At 39.9% G+C, this 20,619-nt stretch carries 16 protein-coding genes; 4 read left to right on the forward strand and 12 right to left on the reverse strand.

The features are described from left to right. Positions 1-221 precede the first annotated feature (221 nt). From FBF83_RS04910 to FBF83_RS04925, 4 genes are all read right to left on the reverse strand, one after another. The gene (locus tag FBF83_RS04910; RefSeq protein WP_136945994.1) at positions 222-455 is read right to left on the reverse strand and encodes a hypothetical protein; all 234 of its coding nucleotides are present in this window, start codon (positions 453-455) and stop codon (positions 222-224) included. A 75-nt stretch (positions 456-530) separates the two neighbouring features. After that, the gene (locus FBF83_RS04915; RefSeq protein ID WP_136945995.1) at positions 531-1,796 is read right to left on the reverse strand and encodes a S41 family peptidase; all 1,266 of its coding nucleotides are present in this window, start codon (positions 1,794-1,796) and stop codon (positions 531-533) included. A gap of 138 nt (positions 1,797-1,934) precedes the next feature. Further along, positions 1,935-2,489: a shikimate kinase gene (locus FBF83_RS04920; RefSeq protein WP_136945996.1), complete on the reverse strand. Its 555-nt coding sequence runs from the start codon at positions 2,487-2,489 to the stop codon at positions 1,935-1,937. A gap of 57 nt (positions 2,490-2,546) precedes the next feature. Continuing rightward, positions 2,547-3,806, reverse strand: coding sequence for an MDR family MFS transporter (locus FBF83_RS04925; protein WP_136945997.1), 1,260 nt, complete (start codon positions 3,804-3,806; stop codon positions 2,547-2,549). Between the two features lie 94 nt (positions 3,807-3,900). Here FBF83_RS04925 and FBF83_RS04930 point away from each other — a divergent pair, with 94 nt between their 5' ends. Then, entirely contained in the window at positions 3,901-5,634 is a 1,734-nt protein-coding gene (locus FBF83_RS04930) for an ABC transporter substrate-binding protein (RefSeq protein ID WP_255435933.1), read from the forward strand. Between the two features lie 42 nt (positions 5,635-5,676). Here FBF83_RS04930 and FBF83_RS04935 read toward each other — a convergent pair whose 3' ends face one another. After that, positions 5,677-6,462: a class I SAM-dependent methyltransferase gene (locus FBF83_RS04935; RefSeq protein WP_136945999.1), complete on the reverse strand. Its 786-nt coding sequence runs from the start codon at positions 6,460-6,462 to the stop codon at positions 5,677-5,679. Between the two features lie 151 nt (positions 6,463-6,613). Continuing rightward, positions 6,614-8,122 carry a DHA2 family efflux MFS transporter permease subunit gene (locus FBF83_RS04940; protein ID WP_136946000.1) on the reverse strand — a complete coding sequence of 503 codons (1,509 nt, stop codon included), beginning with the start codon at positions 8,120-8,122 and terminating at the stop codon, positions 6,614-6,616. 199 nt (positions 8,123-8,321) lie between these two features. Between FBF83_RS04940 and FBF83_RS04945 the strand changes: the two genes are divergently transcribed. Continuing rightward, the gene (locus FBF83_RS04945) at positions 8,322-9,233 is read left to right on the forward strand and encodes a TetR/AcrR family transcriptional regulator (RefSeq protein WP_136946001.1); all 912 of its coding nucleotides are present in this window, start codon (positions 8,322-8,324) and stop codon (positions 9,231-9,233) included. A gap of 114 nt (positions 9,234-9,347) precedes the next feature. Here FBF83_RS04945 and FBF83_RS20720 read toward each other — a convergent pair whose 3' ends face one another. Further along, positions 9,348-9,488, reverse strand: a complete 141-nt coding sequence (locus tag FBF83_RS20720) for a hypothetical protein (RefSeq protein WP_169525185.1) — start codon at positions 9,486-9,488, stop codon at positions 9,348-9,350. Between the two features lie 169 nt (positions 9,489-9,657). Further along, positions 9,658-10,002 carry a hypothetical protein gene (locus FBF83_RS04950; RefSeq protein ID WP_136946002.1) on the reverse strand — a complete coding sequence of 115 codons (345 nt, stop codon included), beginning with the start codon at positions 10,000-10,002 and terminating at the stop codon, positions 9,658-9,660. Positions 10,003-10,210: 208 nt separating this feature from the next. On the opposite strand from FBF83_RS04950, the gene mprF reads away from it, so the two are divergent. Then, entirely contained in the window at positions 10,211-12,799 is a 2,589-nt protein-coding gene (gene mprF / locus FBF83_RS04955; protein ID WP_136946003.1) for a bifunctional lysylphosphatidylglycerol flippase/synthetase MprF, read from the forward strand. A 15-nt stretch (positions 12,800-12,814) separates the two neighbouring features. On the opposite strand, the gene FBF83_RS04960 is transcribed toward mprF, so the two are convergent. The 4 genes from FBF83_RS04960 to FBF83_RS04975 form a co-directional block, all read right to left on the reverse strand. Further along, positions 12,815-15,202, reverse strand: a complete 2,388-nt coding sequence (locus FBF83_RS04960) for an immune inhibitor A domain-containing protein (RefSeq protein WP_240687975.1) — start codon at positions 15,200-15,202, stop codon at positions 12,815-12,817. A gap of 268 nt (positions 15,203-15,470) precedes the next feature. Next, the gene (locus FBF83_RS04965) at positions 15,471-15,848 is read right to left on the reverse strand and encodes a hypothetical protein (RefSeq protein WP_136946004.1); all 378 of its coding nucleotides are present in this window, start codon (positions 15,846-15,848) and stop codon (positions 15,471-15,473) included. A 132-nt stretch (positions 15,849-15,980) separates the two neighbouring features. Next, positions 15,981-16,271: a hypothetical protein gene (locus FBF83_RS04970; protein ID WP_136946005.1), complete on the reverse strand. Its 291-nt coding sequence runs from the start codon at positions 16,269-16,271 to the stop codon at positions 15,981-15,983. A 95-nt stretch (positions 16,272-16,366) separates the two neighbouring features. Further along, positions 16,367-17,245, reverse strand: coding sequence for a TetR/AcrR family transcriptional regulator (locus tag FBF83_RS04975; RefSeq protein WP_240687976.1), 879 nt, complete (start codon positions 17,243-17,245; stop codon positions 16,367-16,369). 269 nt (positions 17,246-17,514) lie between these two features. On the opposite strand from FBF83_RS04975, the gene FBF83_RS04980 reads away from it, so the two are divergent. Beyond that, complete coding sequence (locus FBF83_RS04980) at positions 17,515-20,574, forward strand: efflux RND transporter permease subunit (RefSeq protein WP_136946007.1); 3,060 nt, start codon at positions 17,515-17,517, stop codon at positions 20,572-20,574. Positions 20,575-20,619 lie beyond the last annotated feature (45 nt).

Consider the following 20,619-nt stretch of genomic DNA (forward strand, 5'->3'; position numbering starts at 1 on the left):
AGCCTCCTCGGCGCACAAAAACATTGCGCCTATGGGGTCTCACCTATCCCGCTAGTCCCGCAGGAGTCGAGCACCTTCCGCTCCAATCAGCTAATTGTGGTTCTTTAAACAAAACTTCTTTCAAAAGCAATAATCTTTTAGAAAAGAGCTTTTAAGAAAATGAAATTCAATCATCCCCCTTAAGTATATCTCTTTATGCTTAAGGGGATTTTTTGATATTGTTATTTCTCACTAACTACTCTTCTTCTTTTCTCGTACCATCTTCCAACAAGGTAACTAACCAATGCAGCAATAATAAAAGGAACGACCGATCCTCCTGCTACAAATCCAGTTGTCGTTTCTTCATAGAATTGAAACATCAATACCTTTATGTGAAACGTGTGACCTACGATCAAAAGAATACTACTTACTACAAGATACGATAAAAACGCAATGATGACTGTCTTTGATATCATAAAACCTCATTCCATTCGATTTGAATTCAGCGATGTATTTACTATATGCTTCTTTTGGATAAGAAGAAGATCTCGTCACGTAATCATGTCAATCGCCTTCTTTAAGTCGATATCTTCTTTTATGTGTTCTTTAGACCATGGAATATAATGATCAGGTTGAATACCTAAGCCACTCATTCCCTCCCCTTTATCTACTCTAGATAATTTAGAAGTAGGATACCAAAGTTCAAATTGATCACCCCAATTCCTAACAGCTAGGTTGGAATAATCATTTAATCCCATTGTTGGTCTTCCGATCACAGTAACCTTGGAGGAGTTTTTGCAAATCTCAACAAATGAGTCGCCAGAACTTCCACAATAAACATCCGTTAAAATAATAATGTTCTTTGGACCTTCTTTCGTTTTGATAAGAAGACTTTCTTCCATGCCTGCTAAGTCCAATTCCACAAAGCCCTTCCCTTTGTTTTCTTCTAACTTTCTAATAAGAGCGTTTAGTTGATTCAATGTGTTCTCATCTTTTATAGAGGGTTGTAAATTCTTAAGAAACTCAACTCGCAACTCCACGTTACGCTCTGTACAATTTGTTAGCATTCTATCAGAATTAAAATCATTTAAATCAATTTCTTCTCCTTCAAACAGATAGGGAAGTAATTTAAAATATACTAGATCATTTCCACCTTTGTTCAAACGAACATCAATGACTAAGTGATCACAACTTTTAAGCAGATGACTCTTTTCATCTAGTAATGATGATATAGCGTGATGATCCATAAAGTCTGTTAACTTAAACAATAATGTATCTGGGCTTAATTCATTTAAAGAATACTCAGCTTGATACCGCTCTTTCTCATAGTTTCTAAGATCGATCGTGAAAGTTTGTCCTACCTGATCTGTTACTAGTGCTGTCTCGTATCGTGTGAGGATTGAACTCCAGTTTTCTCGTTCTGCCTGTGTTTCCATCAAGCGTCTTTTGTGAGTTTCTACAAGTTGTGGAATACTTATCCCATCTAATGCTGTTATGTACTCACCAGGTTGTACTCTTTTTTCTTTCGTATTAGATACAACAAATAGAGAATCCTCATATCTCCTCACGTTGAACCCAACATAATTAATAGATTGATCTTGACCACTCTTTCTAAAACTCATATGTAAGTCTTTAAAATCCAGCAAATAGTCTTCTACAATTTCTACGAAGGTGTGATCAGTCATATTACCCTGTTCTTGAATTCTACTTATCTTATTCCGATAAAAATTAGGAGAATCCCAGCCTTTCTTATCTATACAGCCGGCGTAATCGTGATGCAAGGTTTGAACGATTTCCTCAAAAATAGTTAAATACATCTTATCACCTATTTACTGTTTATTTTTTGCAGCCCCTACTCTTTCTACCAATTATTTCAAAATCAGTTCACAAACTCAATACTATTCTTCTTTCACTTCACCAAAAAAGACGCTTCTGTTAAAAAGCGCCTTTCTCGTTCACTTTAATCCAAACTTGTCTTTTATCATTTGCGCCACTTCTTCTGCACTAAGATTCTCATTATTAATTCTCAAATAATGCTCTTTGTCAACTTCTCCTACCTCAGAGTTTACTCGAAACTCTTTCATTGTTGAAAGCAAATTTTCTTCTGAATGCTCAATATTTCGTTTGGTTGGCTTATGTTCGAGCCTATTGGGCGTGGTATTACGCTTTAGCCTTTCATCTACACCCGCTTCTAATTCAACGAAATAAAGATCAGCGTCGCTAAAGATCTCGCAAATCTTTTCGACGAATGCCCAATCTTCCTTTTGATCAAATGCCCAGACAAACGTAAAGATCATGCCGTACTGATCGGTTTTTGAGAATGAGGTAAAGACTTCCTCTCTAAAAAGAGTAGACAGCCTCCACAGTTCAGGACTAAAGCCAAAGAAAGGTTCAAGGAAATCAATCGTCATATGATTATGAAACAGCTTAAGATCTGTTATTTTTGTTAATTCTTGTCCCACAGTCATTTTCCCAACTGCTTGTGGTCCAAATAAAAGTACGAATTTCATGTAAGATTCCTCCTGATTGTTCATCTTGTAATTTGTTTTTCTGTACTTGGTATGGTTCTAATGAACTTCCACAGTATTCGTTGCATGAATTTTATGTCGATGAAGGGCCAGTTTCGTAAAGAAAATACCTGCGCAGACGAGAAGGAGATAAAGTACACTCATACCAACCCCTCCGATAATGTTTCCTATAATTAATCCAAGTCCACCAAGCATTTTACCTAATTGAAAAACGAGACCGTTAAAGGCCATATATGCTCCCCTTCGACTATCGTCAACGACTTCTGCTAGCATCGCTTGCCTTGTTGGAACATAGAGAAGTTCTCCGATCGATAGGACGACAACGGCTAGAAAAAGTCCGGGAAGGTGCGTACTAAATGCCATAAATGCATATCCAGCACCAAAAAGGATAAATCCAGCATACATCAGCGACTGTTCATCTCTTCCTTTAATCCACTTTGATACGATGGCTGTAAATAATACGATGATTAACGTGTTTGTAATCGTAAGAAGACTTAACAACTTAATACCATCAATTTGAAAGGAATAGATGTTTACTAGATCGACCATCATTGGCTGTATGTCTCGCTCAAGACGAACGGAAATATAGTTATTACGCTGAAATTCAATTGCTAAGATCGCAACGCCTCCAAGTGTGAATGCTAGAAATGAAAGATCTTTACAAACTAATCCATAACTCTTGAGCAGAGGCTTTAGGCCGTATTGGCCACTAGATTTTTCAGAAGTCACTACATAGGTATCAATAATAAACGTTACCGTCATCCAAAGCGTCAGAAGGCTGAGTACCATAAGAACAATAAGCAGTTCAAATAAATAATCTTCGAAAAACCATCCTCCAATGCTTAATCCAATCATAATGGAGAAGTTAACCGCCCAGTAATTGACGGCGTACATAAAGGATCTTGTTTCTTTCGTACTAACGTCGATCAACATCGCCTCTGCTGCTGGGTTTACAAGCCCACCAGAAACGCCAACGAGAAGCATCATCACATATGTAAGCCAAGCGGATTCAAGCCACGGAGAGTTAACCAGCAGCATCCCAATAAAAGCGCCTACTTTAATGACTTCACCTGCTACCATTAATTGTTTTCTTCCAACGAGGTCGGCTAAATGACCACCATATAGCCCTGTTATAAATTGAATGAAAACTTGACTTACAACAAGTACTCCTGCAATCGAAGCGTTCATTCTTGTTGTGAAATAAATCGCCATAAACGGGAAAATAGCTGAACCCACAATACGACTTAGAAATGAGGTATAAATGCGGATTTTAATATTTGGATGTAGTGTGCGGAACATCATCATCCCTCCTTCCCCTTTATTATCATCTTTGCAAAAGGGGTAAAAAAGGGTACAATCTAAGAAATCTTGTCCCCTTTTAGGAGGTGCTTCTATCCAAACAGAACGTTATTTTACGCTAAGAGCTTATATGTATAAACGAGAAAAAGCCTGTACGATCTCCTTTAAATTAACTGAGGTAGCAGATCTCTGGTATACATCCGTTAAAAATGCGAAACGAATTTTGAACAGCCTCGTAGAGAAGAATTGGCTAACCTACATACCTGGCAAAGGAAGAGGGAATCTTTCCATGATTACCTTCCCTACTTCTTTCCAGACTGAAGTTGAATCCTATGTGAAAGAGTGCCTTCATAATGAGCAATTGGATTTAGCCGCACATATTTTAAGACTGCCAATCCCGCAGTCCTGGATTGCTAAGTCATCTCAAGATATTCGCAGGCTTTTCGGTTACCAGGAAGACGCGTCTTCTAGCGACGTACTACGTTCTTTTATTTCAAGACCTGTGACAACACTCGATCCGCTTAAGGTAGCCATTGCATTCGAAGCGCACCTCATCGAACAGCTAGGGGATTCACTAGTGAAATTTGATCCTACAACAGACACCGTTACCCCACACCTTGCTCATCACTATGAGACGATGGAAAAAGGGCATAAGTGGATCTTTTACTTAAGAAAAGGCGTTCAATTTCATCACGGTAAAGAACTAACAAGCAAAGATGTAGAAGCAACCCTTAATCGTGTAAAAGAAGGACCTGCATCCTTCTCATGGTTAACAAAGGGGATCGAACAGATTGAGTGTGTTAATCGTTATAAAATCACTTTAACGCTAGACCATCCCAACCCCTTTTTCTTAAGATACATGGCATCGCCAAACCTTTGCATTCTGCCAGCAGACATTCCATTTCATGAAGACGATTGGATTGGGACAGGTCCTTTTTACCTCAAAGAGAGAAAGGAAAATAAATTAGTCCTTGCAGCGTATGATCGCTACTTTAGAGACCGACCGCTTTTGGATGAAATTCATTTCTATGTTGTATCACAAGAAATAGCAGATCTCGTCAATTATACAGTTGAATCGGATGATGACGGACTTACAAAGCCGCTACAGAAGCAAGAAATTGAATCAGGGTTTCGGTATTTAATCTTTAATGATAAGAAGAAGAACGTTGTGTGTAATCCTGCCTTTCGGAAGGCTATTTATCACCTTCTTGATATGGAGGTGATGGCAAGAGAACTAAATTGGGAGAAATGGATTGAAGCGAGTAGCTTTCACTATTCAAGATCTTCTCACCAACCTAAAAATGCACAAAAAATTAAACCTTTACTCCATGAATCATCTTACGAAGAAGAAACGTTACAACTCTATCACCTTGATTTCACTAAAGCAAAACAAGAAGCAGACTGGTTTGTCGAAAGAGCTAAGACGTATGGAATACGAATTAAGTCCACGTCCTTTACGTTAGACGAGTTCGTTGAACGTAAAATGGATAGTGAGGCAGACCTGATTTTCATGGGAGAAGTCTCTTCCCTCGACCCTCACCTTTCCTTTTTGGGTGCTTTCTATAACGAGAAGCTGCTGTTCCGTCGCATGTTTCCTGATCACGCAATCCAGTGGATTGATCATCAACTAGAGCTAGTGAAGGCAAGCCCGATCTCAGAAGATAGAGAAACTCTAATGAAAGGGATTGAAGAAAAAATCCGAGGTGAGAATCTATTAATCTTCCAGCATCATCCGCTTAAGACAAGAACGTTTCATCCACTCATTAAAGACGTTCAATTTCAGTCATTTGGACATATTGATTTAAAAAAATTATGGATTCCACATTAGAAAAAGCGCGGAGAGAGCAACATCCCTTCGCGCTTTATTTCTTTATACCTTTGGACTCATCTTAATCGCCCTCGTTGCAATAAAGGTTTTGATATATTGATCAAGAATTCTTGACCCACCAAAATCATCTTCGTAGAAGCCTGAGATCAAGAAACCGGCATTCATTTGTCCTTGAATAAGCTCCTCCAACGTATGAGCATATTCAATCGTTTGATTAGCTTTCAGATGTTCATCTATTTCTTCTTCCGTTAAGTAATCTAATGTTGAAGAAGGCACAGCATGTTTCACATTAAGAACACCTTTTTGTTCCTCACTATCATCGAAAATAAAAAGAAGCGGATTCGTAGAACCAGATATGAGTACACCATTGTTCTTCAAAACTCTTGACGCTTCTTTCCAAACTGCTGCAACATCTTGTACGAATACATTGGATACCGGATTAACAACAAGATCAAAAGATTCGTCACCAAAATCGCTAAGGTCTGTCATATCTCCTTGCACAGTTTTGAGCTGTAACCCATCACGTTTTGAAACAAATTCATCTTGCTCTAATTGTTTCTTTGAAATGTCCATTACTGTAACATCAGCGCCTGCCGCTGCGAGAACTGGTCCCTGCTGGCCACCTCCAGATGCTAAGCAAAGCACCTTAACGCCTTCCAATGATGCTGGAAACCATTCTCTTGGCACAGGCTTTTCAGTTGTAACTGAAATTGACCAGTTGCCCTTTTTGCTTTCCTCTATTGTTTCTTTACTAACAGCTTGCGTGTATCTCGCCCCTTCGTCTACCTTCTGATCCCATGCATGACTGTTTTGTTGAGTTGAGTCCATGAAGAAATCCCCCTATTCGTCATTGGTCTATCAGGAAAAACTTTCCTAATAAAGAATATCATAAATGGGGTTTGATCTGGAGGACATCACTATTTTCAACATATTCAAATAGAAAAAGCAGCTGTCAATGAACAGCTGCTTTACCCTTGATTTAATTGGTAACTAACTCACCCGGTTTTACGTCTTGATCATTAGTTTTCTCCTCGAAACCTGCCCGTTTAATAAAGAATGATAGGAAAAGGGCAAGACCCGCAATAAACGTTGCGATAAAGAATGCATAGTTAATTCCTTCAAGCATGGCTTGCATGGCAACCTGCTGTTGCAAGGTGGCAAGCGCTGCCGGATCCGCTTGTGTACCTGCACTCGATGCCATTAAATCCGTTGCTACAGATTCCGTACGATTTGACATAATCGTTACAAGTAAAGCAGTTCCAATCGCACCAGCTACTTGATTAAGCGTGTTGTTCATTGCTGTACCGTGCGGATAGAAACGAGCAGGTAATTGATTCAATCCGTTCGTTGATACCGGCATCATAACCATTGAGATTCCGAACATCCTTACAGCATGAAGCGCCATAATCGAATTGTACGTCGTATCCATCGACAACGTACTGAAAAGATAGGTTGTTACGACTGTAATGGATAGACCCGTAATCGCAAGAACTCGCCCACCAAACTTATCAAACAGACGACCCGTAATTGGTGACATGAATGCCATCACAAGTGCACCTGGTAGCATCATTAATCCTGCATCAAACGGCGAGATTCCTCTAATCGTTTGTACGTAGATTGGAAGAAGCAACATGGCCGAGAACATTGCCATGTTCAGCACCATCGAAATAGAGGAAGATAAAGCGAACATTGGGTATTTAAACACTTTGAAATTAAGCATTGGTCGATCTAATTTAGATTGACGAACGATAAACGTTACGAGTGATAGAACACCAATTCCAATCGTTAAATAAACGTGCGGACTATCCCAGCCTTTATTTCCTGCGGAACTAAATCCGTATAGAATCCCGCCAAAACCAGCGCTTGATAAAATCAACGAAGTAACATCAAGTCGGATATTCACTTTTCCCTTTTTGTCTTTTAATAGGAAGAAACCAAGCAAGAATACGGTAATCGCAATCGGCGTTACGAAATGGAACAACATTCGCCAGTCGTAGTGTTCAATGATCCACCCTGATAACGTAGGTCCAATTGCTGGTGCAGCCATAAGAATTAAACCAAACACACCCATTGCCGCTCCCCTTTTCTCGATCGGGAAGCTAACCAGCATGACGTTCATTAAGAGTGGCATTAGTATCGCAGACCCTGAAGCCTGTAGCATACGTCCTCCTAAAAGAACAGGAAACACATCTGCCACTCCAGCTACAACAGTCCCTAATGTAAATAAGCCCATAGCCGTTAGAAATAAACGTCTAACTGTATACTTTTCAATTAGAAAAGCTGTCGTTGGAATCAGAATACCATTCACTAGCATAAATCCTGTTGTTAACCACTGGACCGTAGCTGTCTCAATTTTCAAATCAGCCATAATTGAAGGTAACGCAATGTTTAGTAATGTATTATTTAGAAATGCAATGAAAGCACCAATAATTAAGACAGCTAGAATACCGTACTTTGGACGAGGCGTTTCAGTCATTGTTTTACTCATCGTTAATCCCCCATATACCTTTAGTTCAATAATTTATACTATTGTTCCAACTCTTCACATCATATACCACGAGTACATTAATTGCAATCAATAAATATCCCCCGTTTAAAGGCATTTGTATTAGAAGAAAAAGTAATGTATGATCAATTTTATACAGATAGTACAATTTGAAATTTATTATAAAACCAAAGGTGATACGATGAACGATCGAAAACAACATGTTATACAAATGGCTCATCAGCTTTTTATAGAACGAGGATTTCAAGCAACTTCGATCCAGGATATTCTAGAATATAGCGGTATATCGAAAGGCACATTCTACAATTACTTTTCATCCAAAAATGAGCTGTTAATCGCTCTTTTCAAGGCTCTTTATGAAACAATGGAAACAAGTAGAAATGAACTCCTCATCGGACAAGATCCGTCTGACCTAGAAATCTTCGTCAAACAAATTGAATTCCAGATGAACACGAATAAAAAGAATAAATTGATCACCTTATTTGAAGAAGTTTTCGTTTCAACTGATGAAGAATTAAAAGATTTTCTGAAAGTTGGCCAGATGAGGATGCTACGATGGGTATTCAATCGGTTTATTGAACTATTTGGTGAGGAGAAACGTCCCTATCTACTCGATAGTTCGATTATGTTCCTAGGGATGCTACATCACAATGTGAAGTATTATTCGATTGCGAATGGAGCAAGTGCAGATATCTATCCTGTTGTACGTTATACTGTGAACCGTATTGTAAACGTCGTTGATGGCGCTGCAGAGTCAGGCGATCAATTAAATATGCCTGAGCAAATGAATAGCTGGTTACCCGATGCGATGAGATCGGAACAGGATTTTCAAGATACGCTTTACCAAACGATATCTGAGTTAAAAGAAAACCTTGTATCTAAAGAAAATCATCCGAAATCAGTCCAACTATTGGATTTTGTACAGGACGAATTACTTCACTCCAAAAAACCTCGGAAATTTCTGATTGAAAGTGTACTACTCTCTATTAAAGAGGAGGAAAAACTTGATCAGAAACTGGTTAATACACTGAATAGTTCAGTGGAAAGTTATTTTGAGCGAGTTGCAGAAGCTTGCGAGGATAATAAGGACTAATAACAAAACCCCTGCTACTAGTAGCAGGGGTTTTGTTATGCTGGAGGTGTCATTGCTCATTTTAATCCAATTTAGGTACTGAAACGTTCTTAGGAAAAGCTACACATTTTCAGTTCACAATGATCTGTACTCACTCTCAATTCCCTCGGTTTCGATATGGTCCATCATTAGATGACATTCCGGACATTGCTTTAAAGGTTCAACTTCAAATGAGAATTCAGAGATATTGCAATCAGGACAGAAGTATTCATACATACTCTGTAACCTCCTCTTTTATCTAAACGATTCAATTGTACAATTGTGAACTTAATCCCATATGAATAATTCTACGTTTACGTCGTTTTCACCTTTAATAACATATGAGAGGAGTCAGATATGTACCTGTCCCCTCTCATTCGTTTTTAATCTCGCACATCTAATTTCTCTAATCACAGTAATTTAGCCGTTGTTTCTCAATCACGTTGCCTGTCTGCTTCTCCACAACAACCTCATAGCCTGTGCAAGCACCTGGATCGCTTTCATCCATAATATCGACCACAAACGTTTCCTTAGTTTCAGTAGTACTTTTCATCGAGTACGGTGTTAAATGAAGATCAACTGGATCTTTCCAGCCTCCCGCAAGATACCGCTGTGATATCTGAATTGCGGTATCTTGATCAACAGGTAGCTCTGACTTCTTAACATCCAACGTTCTGGCATCGATGTACAAATAGAAACTGGCGATAGCCGCCACAATAATAGCAATTGAGTAGAATGACCATTTGTTCATTAACATGTCCCTCCACATCGATCTACATGATCAAAATAAAGGAATAGGGATGGTTCTCTCCGAATAAATGCTATAACATCAGCTCTTATCATTTTGACCACTCCTCAATTTGATAGCCTATCATACTTTTATTTTGTTACTAAACATAGGTCTAAAGAAGGGGGTCAGACCCCTGTCTGACCCCCTAACAGAGAGGATAACCTTATAAATGAACAAACAAACAGCCCTCCAAGTATTGAAAGTGTTGTTTCCGCTTTTACTTTTCGCGCTTGCTGCTGTTGAAATCAGTCAGTTTACGAGCAATATCGATATGAAATTACTTCGTCATGAAGTTAGTCAGTTTAATCTCGTTATGCTCCTCTTCGTCCTTCTTCTAACAATGGGAGCTGTTAGTCCGATGATTTTCTATGATGCCTTAATCGTAAAGTTCATGCAGAAAACGCCTCCCTTAAGAAAACTAATCAAGCAGTCCGTTATCGCGAATTCATTTTCAAACCTGCTTGGATTTGGGGGTTTGGTCGGTGGAATGCTACGGACTTATTTCTTCCAAGCTTACGAAAGTGACAGAGGCAAATTAATAAAGACAATAACAAGCGTATCTTTGTTCTATCTAACTGGAATCTCACTTTTATCCTGGCTTGTACTCGCAGCTTACAGACAGAGCCCTCTTCTAACAAATACGAAGTGGCTCTACCTTGCTGTCATTGCAATTGGAATGTATCTCCCTTTCCTTCTAATCATGTTCCTTATTCGAAAGGATAAAACAACAAATCGACCTTTTGACTTAAAAATCAAGTATCAACTTATCGGTGTCTCTCTAGTTGAATGGACCTCTGCATTCCTGGCAGTCTGGGTACTATCAAGCGCAATCGATTTAAACCTGTCTGTTGGACAACTGTTCCCCATCTTCATTGTTGCTTCTTGTGCAGGAGTTATGAGTATGATTCCGGGTGGTCTAGGTTCCTTTGACCTTGTCTTTATATGGGGAACACAATTATTAGGCATACAGGATGAGAAAGTCCTCTTCCTCTTAATCTTGTATCGACTTGGTTATTTCCTTCTTCCTTTCTTACTTGCCGTCATTCTATTTATTAAAGAGTACTGGGATAAGTGGAATGCTTCGTGGAATCAATTGCCACTTATCGTCATCCAGCGCATCAGTCATGTTCTTATCACCACATTGGTTTTTCTATCGGGGTTCATTCTCCTTCTTTCTGCAGCTTTACCGGGGATTATTGGTCGGTTAGCCATTATTGAGGAGCTCTTCTCACTGCCTTTTCTCGTCACTGTCTCACATCAACTTTCGGTTGCGACTGGTTTCGTACTGATTGGGCTATCAAGAGGCATTCAATACAAAGTGAAATGGGCGTATTATGTAACCCTTGCTGTATTGTTTTGTGCTGCTATCTTCACATTTTCAAAAGGGTTTGACTACGAAGAAGCCATTTTCATATTGATGGTTGCCTTACTGCTTCGATTATCTAAATCTCGCTTTTATCGTGAGAGCTACGTGTTAACGTGGAGCAGAATCCTTTTCGACAGTACGTCCATTGTCTTTATTACGTCAATCTACATCACAGTTGGGTACGTCACATTACCGTTTAGAGAAACGGTTCCAAACAAACTAGCCCCTTTCATCATGACAAATCCTCACAATCTAATTGATAGTGCCTGGATTGGTTTATTGATTGCATTTCTCTTTTTTACGATTGGCTATTTCGTCATTAAACCACATGAATGGGTCATGGAAACAACGAGAGGGGAGGAAGATCGAATCCAAGAGCATCTTAGAAACTATGAAGGAAGCACCTTAACGCATTTATTTTTTCTTCATGATAAATATATGTTCTGGAATACAAAGAACAACGTCCTGTTTTTTTATCAAAAATCAGCAGATAAGCTTGTTATTCTTGGTGATCCAATTGGTGAGAAATCAGAATTTCGGAACGCAATAGAGGAGTTTCAGAAGCTATCAGATCTTTATGGCTATTCACCTGTCTTCTACCAGGTAAGCAAAGAAATGCTTTCTTATCTTCATGAAAGTGGCTTTGACTTCTTCAAACTTGGCGAGGAGGCATATGTCAACCTACAGCTCTTCTCTCTAGTTGGCAAGAAAATGAAAACCGCAAGAGCAGTTAAAAATAAGTTTGAACGAGAGAACTTTAGAGTTGAACTAGCGAAACCACCTTTCAGTAACGAGCTGATGACGAAATTAGAAGAGGTATCTGACGAGTGGCTCCGAGGCAGAAATGAAAAAGGCTTTTCGCTAGGCTTTTTCGATGAACATTACCTCAATCAGTCAGAAATCGCGCTTGTTAGAGATAGAGATAATAAGATCATCGCATTTACAAACCTTATGCCTGTTTACGATAATGATCAGACAATATCTGTGGATTTAATGAGATTTAAACGATCTGCACCATCCGGAACAATGGATTATGTTTTCCTTTCTTTATTCGAATGGGCAAAAGATGAAGGCTATCAGAAGTTCAATTTAGGGATGGCCCCTCTTTCTAACGTCGGGCTATCGAAATTCTCTTTCTTAAGCGAGAAAGTCGCTTCGCAAATCTTCCTACATGGGCATATTTTCTATCATTTTCAGGGCTTACGAAAGTTTAAAGGAAAATACGCCAACGAATGGGAAGGTAAATATTTAGCTTACCGTAAAAAATCCTCTCTCCCGATCACAATGACGCATGTTTCAATGCTGATTAGCGGGAAATGGAAAATGGGGTCAGACCCCTCTCTGACCCCACCCGCTATTCATGCAAAAAAAACAAAGAGCGCTTATCACTAAGCGCTCCTTCTCTACTTATTTTCTTGTGATTGAAACGCGGCCAACAGAGCGATCAGTTGCTTCGCCTGTTACCTTGAAATTCAATCCATATTCCGTTACATTACGTCCTGCATCCGGAATCGCTTCATTTAGATAGCTCTTGCTATCGTCAAATTGTTTCACAAATTGATTTTTCTTATCTGTCATTGTTAGTCCATTGATACCAGAATAGTCAATAAACATTTTATCATCTTTACGAAGACTGAAGGCAGCATCATGGATCTGATAACGTGTTTGAGCAGGTGTACCGTCACTCCAGAACAATTCGTGCTGGTCAGCATCCACTACGCCAAGGAAACCTTCACCTGGATGAGCGCCTGTCCAGTTATCGGAGTACTTGTTATCTGCATACCAAACAACAAGGCCTGGCTCAAATGACATAAGGCTTGCACCACGGCGGATGTGACCTAACCCTTTATCCACACCCTGGTGGTTTCTCCATTCTAGCAAGTAGTAATGTTCAGAAACCTTCACACCGTTGTCTTTCGTAAATCCTTGTAATTCAACTTTCGGAGTACCTTCTGCATCATCAAAGAACAGTTCGTTTCCTTCAGCTGTTACACGAATATCATCAATAAAGAAACCTGGATTTGATACTGCACCATCTGTTAAATAGTTGAACTTAACAAATACTTCTTTACCAGCATATTCACTTAGATCGAATGTTCCATCAACCCAACCATCTGAGCTTCCAGTAATTCCATGTCCAGGGTTAGCTTCGTAAGGATCCGTATCTGTTGTAATATTACCTGGAATAGCTGTCCAGCTTTCTCCATCTTCACTTACTTGTACAGAACCATAATCCCAGTCTGTCTCAATGTCATACCATGTTTTGAACGACAACTCTCCGTTTGAAACATTTGTAAGATCAACATTAAATACTGCTGAGTTATTTAAGTCATCTGCACTTCCACTGAAATATTCAAATTCTCCACTAAAAGGTTTGTTGATTTCAGTTTCTTTGTCAGGAAGATTGATTCGAAGGGCATCAAGATTCGTCCCTTTCGTATTTGCTTGATCCAGATATACTTCAAAACCTTTCTTATCAATCTCTTCTAGATCGACTTCATCGTACTTTAACCAGTTTCCACCATGTGCAGCTTGAAGAAATTCTTTCGACCATGCACTAAATCCAGTTGGCTCTGTTCCTGGTATTTTACCAGCCCAGCTACCGCCTGCCATGATTGACCAATACGAGACAGCTTCACCAGCACCTGTATATTGCGTATCATATTCATCAGGAAGGCCTAAATCATGACCATATTCATGTGCAAATACGCCAGCTGCGCCGTCAGCAGGTTCAATTGTATAGTCATACGCGTACATAGAACCTTCGCCCCAGTAATCAACTTCTGGCTCTGGAGATCCTGCGATCGGGAAAATGCTTCCGAGGTTCCAACGGTGAGACCAAATCGCATCTTCACCAAGCTGACCTCCACCTGCTTCTTCACCAACAGCCGAATGAACAACCATCAAGTGATCAATCAGTCCATCCGCTTCTCTGAAGTTACCATCGCCATCAAGATCGTAACGATCTTCTTGGTCATAGTCTGCTAGGTTCACGCTTGGATCTGCACCTGCTGCAGTAAGCGCTTCTTTAACAAGACCGCGAGCATTCACATCGTTTCCACCAGAAGGACTCTTGCCTCCATATGCCGCTGCATTCTTTGAAGCCATATACCAACCGGCAACTGTTCCATTCACCGTGTAAGCTCCATCCGTTTGTTGCTCATAGAATTGCTTCATAGATACTAGGTTTTCGCCGTTCGGCCCCTCGTACCCGTTCTCACCAAAAATCATATTTTGATAGTGTTCTTTCACATAATCCTCATAGTACATATCTGATTCTTCTGGTTGAATACTGTTATGTGGGAAATCAGGGAATTCAACTAAAAGAACTAGAACGTTATCTGAGCGAACATCACCGTGGTAGTCTTCCTCAACAACTGTGCCCAGCTTCTTTCCGCCTTTACGTCCATTATCCTTTGCTTTCTGATCGTTATCATTCTTCAGCTTATCCTTGATCTCTTTCTCAAGTTCAAGCTTTTCGTCATTTAATTCTCCCTTAGACTCCATATCTTTAAGGGCATCCGACTTCTCTTTCAGAAATTGATTTAGCTCTTTCTCCGCTTCTTCAGCCGAAGCATCCTTTGGAATCTTTCCGTTTTCTTTCAACATTTCAATCAGTTTCTCTTCATTCGCTACCGCTAAATCAAACGGCCCTTGCTTATGTACGGCTTCTTTCTTCACTTCTTGCTTTACTGAAGTTGAATCCGCATGAACTGTACTGCTTGTCCCCGTTGCTAGTGACCCTAGTGTTAAAGCGGCAATCATTGCCATCGACAATACATTTTTCCCTTTCAAATGCTCAAGCCCCCCAAAAAATGTTTTTACAAAACCTTTACAATAGACTCACTATAATATGTTTTCTGAAAAATATGAATGATTCAAAAGTCTCAAAAACTGCCATTTTCCTGCACAAATATCTATTTTTTCTAATAAAAATACAATTATCCTACTTAAGACACGAGCCAAAAGAACTGCTATACGACAACACATTTATTTTCTTGCAATAACGCTTCAACCCGCTAACTCCACAAAAAAAGGAGACTCAGCAACCGAGTCTCCCAAATCATGAACCTTCTTCTTGAAGGTCCTTTTGAATCTCTTTCTTTAACTCCTCAATCTTCTTCTTATTTAACTTCTCTCTCATTTGGTTCTGTTCAGCTTTCGTCTGAAGATAATCTTCTACTGCTTCTCTAATTTCTTCTTGCGTTGCATTCTCTTTAATAACCCCTGAAGACTTCAACATACCAATAATTTTCTCATCGTTCGCTATCATCTCTACCAGATTAGATCGAACGTCTTTTTCATCAGTTCTATCTTTTTCAACGTTTGCTTTTGGTTCTGTAGCACCATTTGACTGTTTCTCGTCGTTTGCTGTACAACCCATTATTCCTACTAGAAGTATACTTCCAAGCAACACTAATCCAACATTTCGTAGTTTCATAGAATGACCTCCATTCTATTTCGTACACCATTTATCTCATTAGACGTTATTGGGACGGAGAAAGTTACATCTACACAAAGAGAGGGGTCAGGCACGCGCCTGACCCCTCTCATATTATTCTTCTTCCTATAATCACATAACCAAATAGGTAACAGGAATGAACACAACGACTGCATTTAGAATAATCCCTGTTATCGCTATTTTACGTTTGGATAAACGATATGCAGTGAGGCCTAGTATGATTCCCACTGCACATATTAGTATAGGTAATATAACCGGGAAGAACTGTTTATTTATTGGCTCAATTTCAATCATTCCTGATAAGAAGCTACCAGCTATAATAGCTGCAAGTCCTGCTGCAGCGATTGATACAATTGAAATAAAGGTACTACTGCCATTGATTGATGATGATGTTTTTGTCATGTTGTTCTCTCCTTTGGTTTACGCTCTATAGCTCTCTATAGCTCTAAACCTTAATTACCCTAAATGACGCAAACATAATCAAATCAATGGGTTGATTAAGAAAGAAGCTGTTCCTCTAAAGTGATCGCTTCTGCCTTCAATTTCTCTTCTTCTTTCAATAAATGAAACAACCCTCTTATAACAAGCTCATCAGGCTTTGACTTTCTTGACTCTTCTGAGATGCGATTTGTCACTTCTAGAAAATAGTGCTCTTGATCAAGTGTATGGATTTGTTTATATACCGCTTTCCAAGCTTTCTCTCTCTTCTCGAAAGAAGTAAATGCCCCTTCCCGATCCATCCCAACTGAGAAGGGACGCATCATCTCGTCATCAAGCAATGGCTTGCTTTCCCCAGCGAGGAAATCGTTCGCAAGAATATCAATCTGCCGTACGAGATGTCTCCCAAGTTCCTTCGGATCAAGCTCGCTTTCTGAAGAAATCATTAGTCCTGTATACGACGTATAGACCGACTGCGTCATCCACATTAAATCCCACTTATACGGAGAGATCTCCTCTCCATATAGCTCGATTAGGTTCCGCTCAAGCCAGCTGAACAACCTTCCCCTCATACGATGACCCATTTTCTCTAGTTTTTCACTACTTTGGGCCGTTTCCCCTCGCATTTGCATTTTCATATACGATTTATATTCAAGAATCCCTTCGAACTGGACTTGAAATTGTTTAGCGAATCGTTCATAAGGTGGAAGGTTTCCGTCCAATCCAACTACAAATGCGCGCTCAAACACAAGCTGTTGATAATGTTCATAGATCGATATAATCAAATCTTCCTTTGAAGGGAAAAATGAATAAAGTGATCCTTTCGATATCCCAACGCTATCTGCGATTTGTTGCATTGATGTATGTGTATAGCCCTTCTCTCCTATTAGCTCAACGGCAGCTTCAAGAATTGCTTTTCTTTTATCCAATGTATTCACCTCGATGTTCTCATCCTAAACCATGACTCTTAATCAAATCATACCTCTTCTTTGCAGAAAGAGCGAATTTCCAACTTACGATTACTATGTTCATTCCGTGTTCCATTTAAAGTCAAACTCAGAAACACACTCTTTTCTTGACATGCACTCTTATATAGGTAAAATGACTAATGAGTCAAGAAGATTATAAGTTTATATTTCAACCTATAAAGGGTATAAACGAATACACACTGACCAACCAGTCGTAAACTATTAGAGGGGGCCCTTATATGCTCAAGTGGATTCTACAACGATCCAAGCTGTTTATCATATTCATTCTATTATTCGTCATCGTTGGAGTCTTTACATTCATCCAACTCCCACAGCGCGAAATTCCTGAAACAACCGTTAATATCGGAACGGTTAACACAGTCTATCCAGGTGCTACTGTTGATACAGTCGAGCGCTCGATTACAAACCCAATTGAATCTTCGCTTAGTTCAATTGATGGTATTGCAGAAGTGACTTCTTCATCTGCATCCGGATTTTCTACTATTGTTATAGAAGTCGCCGATGGTGAAAGTAAGAAAGAAGTATTTAGTGACGTCCGCCAGGCTGTTTCAGATGCTTCAGCATCCTTTCCGGATGACGCTTTTGAACCAGAAGTGAACGAATCAACGGCCAAAATGCCGATCGTTTCCTATCACTTAACTAGTGAAAATCGAGAAAATCTGCTTTCCATGCAAGAAGAATTAAATCGTTGGAAAGATGAAGTGGAAGAACTTTCAGGTGTTTCAGGCGTTACCATTAAAGGATTACCTGAAGAACAAATTTTAATTGAATTAAAGCAAGATGAATTGAAGGAGTCCGGACTGAATGTCATCGATGTTCAGAACGCCATCAATAACGAGTACTACCCAACTCCTCTTGGTAAACAGGAAATGGACGATGAACTTGTCCAACTCTCTGTTGAGAACTATGATTCACTTGATCAAATGGAAGAGCTTTTCGTCGGTAAAAACCCTGATGGCGATTCCGTCTATCTTAAAGACATCGCGAGCGTAGAGGTGAGTCCGAAAGAGCTAACAGACATTATCACATTCGAAGGGAAACCTTCCATCTCGTTCACAGCGTACGTGAAACCTGGTGAAGACATTCCAACGGTTGATGAACGAGTTAGCGAAAAAGTGGACGAGCTTGCTGAAGGATTACCTTCTGATATTGAATTAGAATCCTATTACTCACAAGCATCGATCGTAAATGATATTTTCGATGGGCTATTCCTATCACTTGCTATCTCCGTTCTTGCGGTAATCGTTGCAACGTCATTAGGACTTTCGGGATCTGGTGCACTTGTTGTAGCTCTTGCTGTTCCGATCTCTGTGTTAATGGGATTCATCCCCCTCCCGTTCGCTGATGTTGATCTTAACCAGATTTCAGTTATTGGGTTGATCATCGCACTCGGAATTATCGTGGATGACTCGATCGTTATTAATGACAACATTCAGCGCAGATACAAGCTTGGGGATAAAGGATTAATGGGAGCAGTGAATGGCGTGAAAGAGATCTGGGTATCGATCGTTACCTCTTCTCTCGCAATCGTCTTTACTTTTCTACCGCTCATTTTCCTATCAGGCGGTAACGGTGCTTTTATTAGGGCATTGCCGACTGTACTTATTACTACCATTATCGCATCAACACTTGTTGCGCTCATTTTCGTACCAATTTTAAGATACTTCTTGAGCCGCAGATCGAAGAAACCAATGTCAGATGCACCTGGTCTTCTCGGTAAGCCATTAAACAAGCTTGCAGACGTTTATGCGGATAAATTACTCAAGAAATTCTCCAAAAAACCGATTCTCGTTTCCATTATTGGTCTCGTGTTCACAACCGCCATCTTCGGATTAGTTGTCTTAACACCATTCGAATTCTTCCCGGCAGCTGATAAAGAAGAAGTAACGGTCGACATTACACTGCCAATTGGAACACCGATTGAAGAGACACATGAAACACTACAGAACATTGAGGACAGATTACAGTCAGATGATGGCGTCTATGAAACGAGCGTCTTCACTGGCACAGGTACACCTGGACTATTTAATAGTTCACTAACAAGTACTGGAGAAAACACCGGTCAGATCGTTGCTAGGGTCGATCGTGAAAACCAGACAACCCAGGGACTTATTGACGACTGGACAGATAAGCTTCGTAATGAGTACCCTGAAGCTGAAATTTTCATGGAAACGATCCAACAAGGTCCACCAGTTGGCGCACCTGTAACTGTAACTATTTCTGGTCCTGAAATTGACAAATTAATTGACCTAAGAGATGAATTAACATCTGAGATTGAAGACCTAGAAACCGATCTTGTTGTTGACAACGTAGGGGATTTCGCACCATCACTCGACTACGTTCCAAACCGTGATGCTCTTGAAGAAAACGGCATTACCGTTAACCAGGTTAGCCAACAAATCCGACTTGCGACTGCAGGTATTCCATTAAAAGCATTCGATAATGGTGTCGTGAAACGGGATATGAACATCGTGCTAGAAGGTAGCGACGAGAAAGTGGATTTATCAAGCCTAGAGCTTCCTGCCTTATCAACCGGTGGTCCACCTGAACTGATCTCATTTGATGAACTCGTTACAACAGAACGAAACGAAAAGCTTCAAACCATTCCTCACATTGATGGTGAACGCGCGATTACGCTTCGTGCTTTCCCAGAAAATGAAGAGAATTACAAAGCAAACGTAACAGAAATTGTTGAGAAACAGCGCGATCAGCTTGGAGCTGATTACAACATTACACTTGGTGGTGAAAATGAAGCACAAAGTGATTTCTTCGCAGAAATTACTGTCCTCTTCACCATAGTACTTTTCCTTGTGTACCTGTTAATCGCTCTTCAATTCAACTCACTATCACTACCGTTCCTTGTTCTCGTTGCAGTATATCTCGCAATTGCAGGAGCGATACTCGGACTATTCGTTACCCAAACGCCGATCAGCTTCCTCGGTGTAATGGGAATGGTATCCCTCACAGGTATCGTCGTCAGGAACTCGGTTGTGTTAATTGAATTCATTGAACAAGCATTGAAAAAAGGCATGGATGTGAAAGAAGCTGTCATCGAATCTGGACGCGTACGTTTACGCCCGATTCTTCTAACAGCCATCACATCAATTGTTGCCTTAATTCCAGTTGCCGTAAGTGGCGATGCACTCTTCACACCGCTTGCTGTTACAATCATTTCAGGTATCCTATTCTCAGCGATTCTTACGCTTATTATGGTACCTATGCTATATCTTGTCTTCTATCGTTTTAGAAGAAAGAAAATGGCTCAGGAAGAAATGTAGATTAAAACATTGAAAGAGCCCGGGGAAATCCCCAGGCTCTTTTGC

Origin of the sequence: Guptibacillus hwajinpoensis (assembly GCF_005144865.1) — a bacterium.
In the GTDB taxonomy this organism is placed as follows: domain Bacteria; phylum Bacillota; class Bacilli; order Bacillales; family Guptibacillaceae; genus Guptibacillus; species Guptibacillus hwajinpoensis_A.